The organism is Geodermatophilus sp. DSM 45219 (genome assembly GCF_900104025.1).
Classification (GTDB): Bacteria; Actinomycetota; Actinomycetes; order Mycobacteriales; family Geodermatophilaceae; genus Geodermatophilus.
This window is the reverse complement of sequence record NZ_FNIQ01000006.1, coordinates 148,595-161,273: the sequence shown is the minus strand read 5'-3', so window position 1 is coordinate 161,273 and position 12,679 is coordinate 148,595. Positions and strand designations below refer to the sequence as shown.

Annotated in this window: 10 protein-coding genes; 5 read left to right on the top strand and 5 right to left on the bottom strand. The window is 77.7% G+C overall.

The genetic code is table 11. The features are described 5' to 3' along the window. Positions 1-4: 4 nt before the first annotated feature. The gene (locus BLR12_RS19155; protein WP_091381525.1) at positions 5-799 is read right to left on the bottom strand and encodes an alpha/beta fold hydrolase; all 795 of its coding nucleotides are present in this window, start codon (positions 797-799) and stop codon (positions 5-7) included. Positions 800-979: 180 nt separating this feature from the next. On the opposite strand from BLR12_RS19155, the gene BLR12_RS19150 reads away from it, so the two are divergent. After that, entirely contained in the window at positions 980-1,696 is a 717-nt protein-coding gene (locus tag BLR12_RS19150; RefSeq protein WP_091381523.1) for a hemerythrin domain-containing protein, read from the top strand. Between the two features lie 55 nt (positions 1,697-1,751). Here BLR12_RS19150 and BLR12_RS24680 read toward each other — a convergent pair whose 3' ends face one another. Both BLR12_RS24680 and BLR12_RS19145 read right to left on the bottom strand, forming a co-directional pair. After that, a complete protein-coding gene (locus tag BLR12_RS24680; RefSeq protein WP_176832593.1) occupies positions 1,752-1,916 on the bottom strand; it encodes a hypothetical protein in 165 nt (54 codons plus the stop codon). A gap of 240 nt (positions 1,917-2,156) precedes the next feature. Beyond that, positions 2,157-3,035, bottom strand: a complete 879-nt coding sequence (locus tag BLR12_RS19145) for an alpha/beta fold hydrolase (RefSeq protein WP_091381520.1) — start codon at positions 3,033-3,035, stop codon at positions 2,157-2,159. Between the two features lie 85 nt (positions 3,036-3,120). On the opposite strand from BLR12_RS19145, the gene BLR12_RS19140 reads away from it, so the two are divergent. The 4 genes from BLR12_RS19140 to BLR12_RS19125 all read left to right on the top strand — a co-directional run bounded on the left by BLR12_RS19140 (position 3,121) and on the right by BLR12_RS19125 (position 10,992). After that, complete coding sequence (locus BLR12_RS19140) at positions 3,121-6,234, top strand: AfsR/SARP family transcriptional regulator (RefSeq protein ID WP_091381517.1); 3,114 nt, start codon at positions 3,121-3,123, stop codon at positions 6,232-6,234. Positions 6,235-6,263: 29 nt separating this feature from the next. Then, on the top strand, positions 6,264-6,956 hold the full coding sequence (locus tag BLR12_RS19135; RefSeq protein ID WP_218120744.1) for an alpha/beta fold hydrolase: 693 nt from the start codon (positions 6,264-6,266) through the stop codon (positions 6,954-6,956). 103 nt (positions 6,957-7,059) lie between these two features. Next, the gene (locus tag BLR12_RS19130) at positions 7,060-9,372 is read left to right on the top strand and encodes a HelD family protein (protein ID WP_091381513.1); all 2,313 of its coding nucleotides are present in this window, start codon (positions 7,060-7,062) and stop codon (positions 9,370-9,372) included. A gap of 405 nt (positions 9,373-9,777) precedes the next feature. Further along, complete coding sequence (locus BLR12_RS19125; RefSeq protein ID WP_091381512.1) at positions 9,778-10,992, top strand: HNH endonuclease signature motif containing protein; 1,215 nt, start codon at positions 9,778-9,780, stop codon at positions 10,990-10,992. 109 nt (positions 10,993-11,101) lie between these two features. Here BLR12_RS19125 and BLR12_RS19120 read toward each other — a convergent pair whose 3' ends face one another. Beyond that, complete coding sequence (locus tag BLR12_RS19120) at positions 11,102-11,305, bottom strand: hypothetical protein (RefSeq protein WP_091381510.1); 204 nt, start codon at positions 11,303-11,305, stop codon at positions 11,102-11,104. Between the two features lie 95 nt (positions 11,306-11,400). Next, the gene (locus BLR12_RS19115) at positions 11,401-12,630 is read right to left on the bottom strand and encodes a cytochrome P450 (RefSeq protein ID WP_091381508.1); all 1,230 of its coding nucleotides are present in this window, start codon (positions 12,628-12,630) and stop codon (positions 11,401-11,403) included. Between the last annotated feature and the right edge of the window lie 49 nt (positions 12,631-12,679).

The window sequence follows — 12,679 nt, the reverse complement described above, 5'->3', positions numbered from 1 at the left end:
GGCGCTACTCCAGGAAGGCCCGGATCGCGGCGACCGTCTCCTCCGGCGCCGACAGGTGCGGGCAGTGTCCGGTGGCCGCCAGCTGGGTGAAGACGCTGCCGGGCACCTGCGCGTGCACGTACCGGCCGACCGGCTCCGGGGCGATCGCGTCGTCGCTGCACTGCAGCACCAGCGTGGGCACCCGGACGCCGGGCAGGTCGGCGCGGTTGTCGGACAGGAAGGTGACGCGGGCGAACTGCCGGGCGATGTCGGGGTCGGTGCGGCAGAAGCTGTTGGTCAGCTCGGCGGTCAGCTCGGGCCGGTCGGGGTTGCCCATGATCACCGGCGCCATCGCGGCCGACCAGCCCAGGTGGTTGCTGTCCAGCGACTCCAGCAGCGCCGCGATGTCCTCGCGGCTGAAGCCGCCGGTGTAGTCGCCGTCGTCCACGTACCGCGGGTTGGGCCCGACCATCACGAGGGCGCCGAACAGCCCCGGGGTGCGCGCCGCGGCCAGGACGCCCATCATCGCGCTCACCGAGTGCCCGACGAACACGACGTCGTCCAGGCCCAGCTCGCGGCAGATCTCGACGACGTCGTCGGCGTACCCGTCGAGCGCGTTGTACTTCACCGGGTCGTAGGCCGACAGGTCCGACCGTCCGGAGCCGACGTGGTCGAACAGCACCACCCGGTGGTCGGGCTCGAAGGCCGGGACGACGAGACGCCACATCTCCTGGTCGCACCCGAACCCGTGCGCGAAGACCATCGGCCGCCCGTCGTCCACCCCGCTCACGCGGACCCGGTTGCGGGCGATCACGCTCACGGCCGCAAGGTAACCGCCGGGGCCCCCTCCTGTCCCTCCCCCCGCCGCGCGTCGTGACCGAGCTGCCGTCGCACGCCCCGCCGTCCCGCCGCACCAGGGACCGAGAGCCCTGGTCCCCGGGACGCCGGCGTCCCTACGCTGGGCAACGGCCCTGCCACCCCCGCCGTACCGAGGTCTCCCATGCCCCCCGCCGCGGCGCTCCCCCGCTTCCTCACCCCGCGGACACCCGCGGCCGACGACCGCCCGGCCGGTCCGCACCCGCCCGCCGTCGCCGCCGAGCTGCTGCTGCACCGGCTGGTGCGCCGCGAGCTGCGGCTGCTCGCCGACCTGGCCGCGTGGGCGTCGGCCGACGACGCCGAGCGCACCAGGGTCCTCACCCGGCACGCCGACCTGCTGGGCCGGCTGCTGCTGCACCACCACGCCGTCGAGCGCGGGCTGCTGTGGCCGGCGCTGCTGCGCACGGCGCCGGCCGCCCGGCCGCGGGTGGAGACCTGGACCGCCCGCGTCGCCGGCCTCGACCACCGGCTGCGCGACCTGTCCACCGCCGCACGGCAGTGGGCGGTCGCGGGGTCCGACCGGGCCCGCGACGCCTTCACCCTGGCCTGTCTGGACCTGGCCGACGCCGTCGACGCGCAGACCGCCGAGGAGGAACGCGAGCTGCTGCCGCTGCTCGCCGAGCACCTCTCCCCCGCGGCGTGGGCGGAGGTGAGGCGGTCGGCGCGCTGCCCGCTGTCGCGGCGGGAGCGGGTGCTGGCGCTCGAGGACGCCTCCGCGACCGACCGGGCACGGCTGCTCGCGGCGCTGCCGACGCCGTCCCGGCTGGCCTGGCGGCTGGTCGGCCGGCGCCGGCACCGCGCGGCCGTCGTCCGGCTGCGCGGAGCGCCACCGGCCCGGTGAAGGACCCCGTCCCGCTCACCGCTCGCAGGCTCGCGGTGAGCCTCCGGACGGGGCCTCAGTAGCGGGACGTGCCGCAGTCGGCGCAGCGCTTGCGCGGCGGGAGGGTCTCCCGCTGGCAGTTCGGGCACGTCCAGGCGCTGCGGTCGATGCGCGGGCGGGTGCGCACCGGCCGGCGTCGCAGTCGCGGGTCGGTCTGGCGGTCGGTCGTGATCGGGCTCATGGGGCACCTCCTGGGGTCGCACCGGCGACGTTAGGCACCCTTCGTGTCATCGAGGTGACCACGGGGTTGCCGTCCGTGCCCGGCTGCGCGCGCCGTCCCGCGTGGCGCGGCGGGTCCGCGCCCGGACGGGGTCGACGAGGGCCGAGCCCGCGGTGCCGAGCCGCTCCCTCGCACCGGGTGGCGAGCCGTCGTCGTCTCACGGGCCGGAGTCGACGACAGCTCGCCACCCGGCGCACGACCTCAGCGGGCCAGCAGGCCCCGGATCGCGGCGATCACCTCGCCCGGCGCCTCCTCGGCCATGAAGTGCCCCGAGGAGACGGTGCGGTGGTCGAGGTCGGTCGCCCACGCGCCCCACATCGCGGCGGCGCCGGAGCTGAGCTCGGGACCCCAGTCCTGCTGCAGCACGGTCACCGGCATGCGCAGCCGGTTGCCCGCCTCGCGGTCGGCCCGGTCGTGCTCGACGTCCACGTGCGCCGAGGCTCGGTAGTCCGCAACGATCGAGGGGACCGCCTCGCGCGAGGCGCGCAGGTACTCGGCCCGGACGTCGGCCGGCATCGCGGCCGGGTCGTTCGCCCAGGCGTCGAGGAACGAGCCGAAGAACGCGTCGGCCGCCCCGGCGATCATCGCCTCGGGCAGCCCGGCCGGCTGGGCCATGAGGTAGAGGTGCCAGGCCACCGAGGCCGACAGCCCGGACAGGACGTCCCAGGTGTCCAGGTTGGTCAGCACGTCGAGGCTGCCCAGGTGGGTGACGACGTCGGGGTGGTCCAGGCCGGCGCGGATGGCGACCAGCGCGCCGCGGTCGTGGCCGACCAGGGCGAACCGGTCGTGCCCGAGCGCGCGGGCGGCGGCGACGACGTCGGCGGCCATGGTCCGCTTCGCGTAGGTCCGCCCGTCGTCCGCGGGCTTGTCGCTGGCTCCGTAGCCGCGCAGGTCCGGGCACAGGACGGTGTGCTCCGCGGCCAGGTCGACCGCGACGTGCCGCCACATCAGGTGGGTCTGCGGGAAGCCGTGCAGCAGGACGACGGGGCTGCCCGAGCCGCCGGTGGCGACGTTGAGGGCGACGCCGTCGGCGACGTCGACGCGCTGCTGGGTGAAGCCGGGGATCGTGGGGGTGCTCATGGGCACCACCCTCGGCGGCGCCGATCAGCAGCCGGTCAGCACGCGCTCATCGGCGTCCGCCGGGTGACGTAGCGTCCCCGCCGAGATGGTGGTGTTCGGGGTGCTCGGCCCGCTGCAGGCCGAGGACGGCGGGCGGCTGCTCGACCTGCGCGGCCCCCGGCACCGCGAGGTGCTGGCCCGGCTGCTGGTCGCGCGCGGCCGCGTGGTGTCGGTGGCCCGGCTGGTCGACGACCTGTGGGACGACCCGCCTGCGGGCGCCGTCGGCGCGGTGCAGACCTTCGTCGGCGCGCTGCGCCGGGCGCTGGAGCCCGACCGGCCGCCCCGCACACCGCCCCGCCTGCTGGTCACCGCCGCCCCCGGCTACGCGCTGCGCGTCGCGCCGGAGGACACCGACGCGGGCCGCTTCGAGACCGCCGTCGACGCGGCCGGTGCGCTGCTCGCCGGCGGCCGGCCCGCCGAGGCGCACGCGGCGCTCGACGGGGCGCTGGCGCTGTGGCGCGGCGCCGCCTACGCCGAGGTGGCCGGCGCCGCCTGGGCCCGCGCCGAGACCGCCCGGCTGGAGGAGCTGCGGCTGGTCGCCCTGGAGCGCCGCGCCGAGGCCGCGATCGCGCTCGGCCGCGCGGCGACCGCGGTGGCCGAGCTGGAGGCGCTCGTCGCGACGGCGCCGCTGCGCGAGGAGGTCTGGCGGCTGCTCGCGCTGGGGCTCTACCGCTCGGGCCGGCAGGGCGACGCGCTGGCGCAGCTGCGGCGGGCCCGCGACGTGCTGCGCGCCGAGGCCGGCATCGACCCGGGCCCGGCGCTGCGGCAGCTGCAGGCCGACGTCCTCGCCCAGGCCCCGCACCTCGTGCCCCGCCCGGCCGTCCCGCCGCCCGCGCCGGTCCTGGATCCCGGGGCCGGCGTCGTCGGCCGCGCCGACGAGCTCGCCGGGCTGCTGCGGACGGCCGCGGAGGTGCGCACCAGCGGCGCGCCGCGGCTGGTGCTGCTCTCCGGCGTGGCCGGCGCCGGCAAGACCACGCTGGCCCGGCTGCTGGCCGACCGGCTGCGCGCCGACGGCTGGGCGGCCGGCTGGGGCGCCAGCCCCGAGGTGCCCGGCGCACCCGCCGCCTGGCCCTGGGCCCAGGTCGCCGGGCAGCTGGACCTGCCGGTCCCCGGCGACGGCGCGGAGGACCCGGCTGCGGCGCGGTTCGCCCGGGCCCGTGCCCTTCCCGCCGCGCTGGCCGGACGCGGCCCGGCGCTGGTCGTGCTCGACGACCTGCACCGGGCCGACGAGGAGACCCTCGCGCTGCTGACCACGCTGGCTGCCGACCCCGCGGCCGGCCCGGTGCTGCTGGTCGGCACCTACCGCTCCACCGAGGTCGCCGCCCCGCTCGCCGCGGCCCTGGGCCGGGCCGCCCGCAGCGCCCCGCACCGGGTCTACCTCGGCGGGCTCACCGCCGACCAGGTGGGCGAGCTGGTGCGGGTGCTCACCCACCGCGCGATGCCCGCCGACCAGGCCCGCGCGGTGCACCGGCGCAGCGGCGGCAACCCGTTCTTCGTCCGCGAGCTGGTCCGGCTGTGGGAGGACGGCGGGGAGGCGGCGCTGGCGACCGTGCCGGCCGGCGTCCGCGACGTCCTGCGCGCGCGTCTCGCCGCGCTGCCGGCGGAGGCGCGGACCCACCTGCGGCAGGCCGCCGTCCTCGGCCCGGAGCCCGACGTGGAGCTGCTGGCCGCGCTCGCCGGGGACGAGGACGCGGTGCTCGGCTCGGTCGAGGCCGCGCTGCTCGCCGGCTTCCTGGAGGAGGCCGGCGCCGACCGGCTGCGCTTCTCGCACGCCCTGGTGCAGGAGACCCTCTACGCCGACGTGCCCGGTCCGCGCCGGGCGCGCTGGCACGCCGCCGCCGGCCGCTGGCTGGCCGGATCCCGGCCCGGGGACGTCGAGGCGGTCGCCCACCACCTCGTCGCCGCCGGCGAGCGCGCCAACCCGGCCGAGGTCGCCGCCGCCGCCCGGGCCGCCGCCGAGCGGGCCGAGCGGCGCACCGCCGTCTCCGCGGCGGCCCGGCTCTGGCAGGCGGTGCTGGACGCCCTCGACCGCGCCGGCGGCGGCGACGCCCGCGAGCGGCTGGTCGCGCTGACCGGCCTGGTGCGGACGCTCGCCGTCGGCGGCCGGCTCGACCTGGCCCGGCAGCACCGCGCCGCGGCGGTCGAGGTGGCCGAGGCGGTCGGCGACCCGGTGCTGACCGCGCGGGTGCTGGGCGCGTTCGACGTCCCGGCGGTGTGGACGACGAACGACGACGAGGCGCTCTCGGCGCACCTGGTCGCGGTCGCCGAGCGGGCGCTGGCCGGCCTCCCCCCTGGCCACGCCGCCGAGCGCGCCCGGCTGCTGGCCACCGTCGCGATGGAGCGCCGGGCCGACCCCGGCCCGCGGGGTGGGGCCGCCGCCCGCGAGGCCGAGCGGATCGCCCGGCGGCTCGGCGACCGGCGGCTGCTGGCCGTGGCGCTGGACGGCCGCTTCCTGCAGACCTTCGGGCGGGCCGGGCTGGCGCCCGAGCGCGCGGCCGTCGGGGAGCAGCTGGTGGAGCTGGCCGCCGGCTCCCCCGGTCTGGTGCCGTTCGAGGTGCTCGGCCACCTGGTCACCCTGCAGGCCCGCGCCGCGCTCGCCGACCTGGACGCCGCCGACCGGTCCGCCGCCGCCGTCGACGCCCTGGCCCGCGAGCACGACCTGCCGCTGGCCGGCGCCTTCACCGGTGGGTACGCCGCGCTCCGGCTGGCGGTGGCGGGGCGCGGGGACGAAGCGGCGGCGGCCTACCGCGCCGCCGCGGCCCGGCTGCGGGGCACCGGGATGACCGGTGTCGAGGAGGGCCTGCTGCCGCTGGCGCTGGCCTGCCTGGACGCGCCGGACGTCGTGGCACCCGGCCGCGTCGACCCGGCACCCGGCCACCTGTACGAGGCGCGCGGCTGCCTGGCCGCGCTGGCCGCTGTCCGCAGCGGGGACCGGCGGGCGGCCGAGCGGCTGTACACCGACCTGCTGCCCGCCGCCGGTGAGCTGGCCGCCGGCAGCGGGCTGGTCTGCCCCGGCCCGGTCGCCCTCTACCTCGGCCTGCTCGCCGGGGCGCTCGGCCGGCGGGACGACGCGGCCGCGCACCTGTCCGCCGCCGCAGCGCTGGCCGACCGGATCGGCGCTCCGCACTGGGCCGCCGCCGCCCGCCGCGCCCGGCGATGAGTCCGGTCCCGGCCGGCGGTCAGCAGGACGTGCGCGCGACGTTCGTCCTCGTCCCCGGAGCCGGCGGCCGGGCCTGGTACTGGCACCGCCTGGTGCCCGAGCTGGAGCGGCGCGGCTGTGCCGCCGTCGCCGTCGACCTGCCCGCGGGGGACGACGCCGCCGGTCTCGGGCGGTACGCGGACGCGGTGGCGGTCGCCACCGCCGGCTCCGCCCGGCCGCTGGTGGTCGTCGGCCAGTCGATGGGCGGGCTCACCGCGCCGCTGGTCTGCGACCGCGTGCCGGTCGACCTGCTGGTCCTGCTCAACGCCATGGTCCCGCTGCCGGGCGAGACCGGCGCCGAGTGGTGGACCGCGACCGGCCACGAGCAGGCCCGTGCGGAGGCGGCGCGGGCGCACGGCTGGCCGCTGGACGATGACGACGCGTTCACCCACGACGTGCCGCCCGAGGTCCTGGCGGGGGCACCCGCCCCGTTCGCCCAGTCCGGGACGCCGTTCACCGAGCCGTGGCCGCTGCCCGGCTGGCCCGACGTCCCGACCCGGGTCCTGGCCGGTCGGGACGACCGGTTCTTCCCCGTGGACTTCCAGCGCAGGGTGGCCGGGGAGCGGCTGGGCCTGCCGGTCGGGGAGCTGCCCGGTGGCCACCTCGTCGCACTGAGCCGCCCGGCCGAGCTGGCCGGCACCCTGGTCGGCCTCCTGGCCGGGGTCCGCCTCGACCGGCTGTGAGCCCCGCGACGGTCCGGGCGCCTGCCCCCCGCGGCGGGAATGCGGGGGCACCATGGGCGTTCGTCCGTTCTCGCAGGACGAGTACCGACACCTGGGGAGAGCAGTGCCGACGACGCAGTCCGATGTCGTACCCCACCCCGAGATCGACGCCGAGCAGCAGTACGTGGAGGAGCTCTACGGCCGCCTGGACGCGGCCCGCGACCTGGCCGACCGGCGGCTGAAGCAGGCCATCGCGTGGCCCGCGGTCGACCCGCAGGCGCTGCAGGAGCGCGACGCCACCGTCCGGTTCCAGACCGAGCGGGTGACCGCGCTGGACGCCGCCGAGGCCGGCCTGTGCGTCGGCCGGATCGACCGCACCGACGACGGCCCGCTCTACATCGGCCGGATCGGCCTGGCCGCCGACGACGCCGGCGGCGACCCCGCGCTGGTCGACTGGCGGGCGCCGGCCGCGCGGCCCTTCTACACCGCCACCCCGGTGCACCCGCTCGGCGTCTCCCGCCGCCGGCACATCCGCACCCGCGGGCGCACCGTCGTCCGGCTGGACGACGAGGTGCTGACCGACGGGGTCACCGGGTCGGGGCTGACCGGCGAGGCCGCGCTGCTGGCGGCGCTGGACACCGCGCGCACCGGCCGGATGACCGACATCGTCCGCACCATCCAGGCGGAGCAGGACCGCATCATCCGCGCCGACGACCGCGGCGTCCTCGTCGTCCAGGGCGGGCCGGGCACCGGCAAGACCGCCGTCGCGCTGCACCGCGCCGCCTACCTGCTCTACACGTACCGCGAGCGGCTGGCCCGCCGCGGCCTGCTCGTCGTCGGCCCCACGCCCACCTTCCTGCGCTACATCGCCGACGTGCTGCCCTCCCTCGGGGAGACCGGCGTGCTGCTCGCCGGGCTCGGCCAGCTGCGGCCCGGCCTGGACGCCCGCGGCACCGAGTCGCCGGAGACCGCCGCGGTCAAGGGCCGGCTGGAGATGGTGCAGGTGCTCGAGCGCGCCGTCGCCGGCCGGCAGGTCGTGCCCGACGCCCCGCGCGAGGTGACCGTCGACGGGTTCGCGCTGCGGCTGCGGCCCATCGACGTGAAGCGCGCGCAGAACGCCGCCCGCCGGGCCGAGCGGCTGCACAACCTCGCCCGGCCGGTGTTCGCCCGCCGCGTCGTCGACCTGCTCACCCGCCGCTACGCCGAGCGGATCGGCCTGGGCATCGACGGCGGGGCGGACCTGCTCGACCGCGAGGACACCGCCGCGCTGCGCCGCGAGGTCGCCGAGGAACCGGCCGTCCGGCTGCTCGTCGACGACCTGTGGCCGGTGCTCACCCCCGAGCGGCTGCTGACCGACCTGTACGCCGACCCCGCGCGCACCACCGCCGCGACGCCGGGGTGGTCCGAGGCCGACCGGGCGCTGCTGCACCGCCCGCGGGGGTCGGCCATGTCCTCCGAGCGGTGGACGCCGGCCGACGTCCCGCTGCTGGAGGAGGCCGAGGAGCTGCTCGGCTTCGACGACAGCGCGCAACGGGCCCGCGCCGAGCGGGACCGCCGCCGCCGGCTGGCCGAGGCGCAGGAGACCCTCGACGTGCTGCACGGGTCGCGCTCGATCGACCTGGAGGACGAGCACCTGGAGGCCGAGGTGCTCAGTGCCGGCGACCTGATCAGCGCCGAGGAGCTGGCCGACCGGCAGCGGGCGGTCGACACCCGCACCACCGCCGAGCGGGCCGCCGCCGACCGCACCTGGACCTTCGGGCACGTCGTGGTCGACGAGGCCCAGGAGCTGTCCCCCATGGCCTGGCGGCTGCTGGTGCGCCGCTGCCCGACCCGGTCGATGACCGCCGTCGGCGACCTCGCCCAGACCGGCACCCTCGCCGGCGCCGCCGCGTGGGACGAGACGCTGCGACCGCACGTCGGGGAGGCCTGGCGGCTGGCGGAGCTGACCGTCAACTACCGGACGCCGGCCGAGATCATGGCCGTCGCCGCCGACGTCCTCGCCGCCGGCGGCAGCGGGGCGAGCGCCCCGCGCTCGGTGCGGCCGGGCACCGCGGCCCCGTGGGCGGAGGTGACCGGCGAGGCCGCCCTGGCCGGCCGGGTCGCCGAGGTCGTCGAGGGCTGGACGGCACACGAGGGCACCACCGCGGTCGTCGCGCCGGCCAGCCGGGTGGCCGAGCTGACCGCCGCGGTCGCGGCGCGGGTGGACGTCGTCACCTCCGGTCCGGACGCCGACTCCTCCCGGGGCCCCGTGGTGCTCACGCCGGGCGAGGCCAAGGGGCTGGAGTTCGACGCGGTGCTCGTCGTCGACCCCCGTCGGGTGGTCGACGAGGGCGTGCGCGGGCACAACGACCTCTACGTGGCGCTCACCCGGGCCACCCAGCGGCTCGGCGTGCTCTCCCCCGGCGAGCTGCCGCCGGAGCTCTTCCGGCTGGCCTGACCGCTCGTCGAGCGCGTTCCTGCTGGTGGGCGCACCAACGCTGCGGCCGGGCGTTCGACGAACCGTCGGCGCACGTCGACGGCCGGGCTGGTGGAGCGCGCCGTCCTCTTGCAGGTGTGTGAGACCACCGCCTGCTGAGCAACGACCGCACGGCCGTCGTGGTGCGCGGGCAGTCATCCGAGGGGCGCCTCATGTCACCGTCCGAGCGTCGTGTGGCGGTGAGCGCTGACAACGACCACCGACCCTGTCCACCACCACCGGGACCTGCCGCGGAGGACGCCTCGTTCGTCGCTGTCAAGACAGCCGCGACATCTGTGGACGAGCCTCTGAGCTGCGGATTCGTCTTGATGAGGACCTGTTCGTCGGCTAGACTTCGAACACTTGATCGAACCGGTGGGAGGTGTCGTGGACGAGCTGCTGGCCTCCCTCGACGCCCTCGCCGGCGAGGACCTGGCGCCGTTGTTCGGCCCGGCGCTGCTGGAGCGGCTGGGTCCGCTGCTGGTGGCGCAGAACCGGATCGCGGCGGAGGTGGCGCGCACGGTGCGGGAGTGCGAGGTCTCCGGCGCCGCGGAGCACGACGGGCTGAAGACGATGGGCTCCTGGCTGCGCGGGCACGGTCACCTGTCCGACGCCCAGGCCGCGGGGGTGGTGCGGGCCGGGCGGGCGCTGGCGCACCTGCCGGGGATGGCGGCGGCGTTCGCCGCCGGTGCGGTGACCGGCGAGCAGGCGGCGGTGCTGGGCCGGGTGGCCGAGCCGGCGGCCCTGGCGTTGGCCGCCGAGCAGGGCGTGGACCTGGCCGCGGTGGACGCGGTGCTCACCGAGGTGGCGGTGACCCGGCCGTGCGCCGATGTGGCCAAGGCGGTGCGGCACTACCTGGACCGGCTGGACGCCGACGGCCCGGAGCCCGATCCCACCGAGGGCCGCCGGCTGGCCATCACCCGGCACGCCGACGGCAGCATCACCGGCCGGTTCGACCTGGACGCCGTGGGCGGGGAGCGGCTGCAGACCGCGCTGGAGGCGGTGGTGCAGGCCGGCCGGGCCGCCGGGGACGAGCGGACCCGGTCCCAGCAGCTCGCCGATGCGCTGGTGCAGCTGTGCGACACCGCCCTGGCCGCCGGCCGGCTGCCGGTGCTGCGCGGGCACAAACCGCAGCTGATCGTGAAGATCGACGCCGAGGACCTGTTCGGGCCCGGCACCAACCCCGGCGCCGGCGAGCTGGGCTGCGGCGCGGCCATCTCCGCCGCTCGCACGCGGTGGCTGGCCTGCGACAGCCAGATCACCCGGATCGTGATGGGCCCCGACGGGATGCCGCTGGACCACGGCCGCAGCCTGCGCCTGGTCCCCCCGCACCTGCGCCGCGCCGCGGAGGTGCGCGACGGCGGCTGCGTGTTCACCGGCTGCGGGGCGCCGACCTCCTGGTGCGACGTGCACCACCTGCTCGCCTGGATCGACGGCGGCGAAACCAGCCTGGAGAACTCCGCGCTGCTGTGCGAACGCCATCACACGAAGGTCCACCACGGCTTCCGCGTCGAGCGGCGACCCGACGGCCGATGGCACACCTGGCGACCCGACGGCACCGAGATCCTGGTCGGACCACCGCTCCTCGACGCCGCGGCCTGACCGCACCACCTCACGCTCAGCCGCACGACCCCGAGGTCGTGCGGCATGACGCGCGCGGTGATGGGCTGCGCGGACCTCGCTGAGGAATCCGAGCGTGGTCAGCAGCGGGTCAGCGGCGCGGGACCGCGTGCCGGTGGCGCGTGACCAGCTCGACCCCCACGGCGAGGACGACGGCGAGGACGAGCACGGCCAGCCCGGAGCCGGCGACGCCCACGCCGCCCATCGAGCCCTTGTCCAGCTCGACCCAGACCATGCCGGCGACGAGCGTCAGCAGACCGACCACACCCATCAGCGGCGCCAGCCACCTGCCCACGTGTCCTCCCCTCACCGGCCTGGCGATGACACCACGCGGCACGGGCACCCGTCGCCACCTCCGGCGCGCCTGCGACGCAGCGCGACCGGCCCGGTTCAGCCGGTCCCGCGGACCCGCAGGACCACTCCGCTCGCGGGCTTCGCCGGGATCCGCCGCAGCGAGATCGTCAGGTCCTGCTCGGGGACGTCGGCCTGCAGCCGGGCCAGCCGGACGGCCAGCGCGGCCAGGACGGCCACGGTGACCTGCTCGCCGGGACACCGGTGGCCGGTGCGCGGGTCCCCGCCGCCCTGGGGCACCAGCTCGTAGGCGCCGACCTCGCGGCCGATGAAGCGCTCGGGCCGGAACGCGTAGGGGTCGCCCCACAGGTCCGCGTCGTGGTTCTGCCCGTAGAGGTCGAGCAGCACCATCGAGTGCTCGGGCACCCGCTCGCCGTCCCACTCGACCGCGCGGGGCGCCCGCCCGCCGATGAACGGCGCGAACGGGTAGAAGCGGCGCACCTCGTCGGCCCACGCCTCGGCGAACACCGGGTCGCCCGAGGCCAGCCGCTCGCGGTGCTGCGGCCAGCGGGCGAGCGCGTGCCCGGAGAAGGCGAGGAACCAGCTGATCGCCACGGTCGGCCGGATCACGTTGAGCACCTCGACCGCGGCGGTGCGCGGGTCCAGCTGCTCCCCGCCGGCGTCCCGGTGCCGGGCGACGACGTCGACGATCGAGCCCGCGGGCACCGCCGCCGCGCCGCCGCGTACCTGCTGTACCAGCTCCGAGAGCCACGCCTCGCGGCGGCCGCGGGCCCGGCGGGCGCGCCAGTGCCGGGGCCCCGCGGTGGCGAAGCCGTCCACCATCGCTGTCAGGTCGCGGGCCACCGACGGCACCTCGTCGTCCGCCAGCGGGACGCCGGCCCAGGAGCACACCGCGCGGGTCAGCACCTCGGCCGCCTCGTCGAACAGCACGAACTCGTCGCGGGCCGCCCAGCCGGGTACCGCAGCGTCCCAGGCGGCGGTGGCGGAGTCGACGAGCGCGGCGATCCGCCCGGGGTCCATGAGCAGCGACACGAACATCGCCTTGCGGACCCGGTGGGCCTCCCCGTCCAGGGTGTGCACGGCACCCTTGCCGAACAGCGTCCCCTGCACCGGCTCGGGGATGGCGTGCGCGCGGCGCACGTGGTCCTCGTCGTAGAGGAAGCGGGCGGCCTCGGGGCCCTCGATGCCCAGCACCGGCAGGCCACCCAGCCGCGCGGTGACGGTGCGACGCCCACGGGCGCGGCGGGCGTCGGGCAGCCAGCCGTAGCCCTTGAGGATCAGGAGGGGACTGCTCTCGGGTCGGCGCACGGGGAGCCCCTGCCCAGGCCACCGGCTGCTCACACGGCGGCCCGTCCGC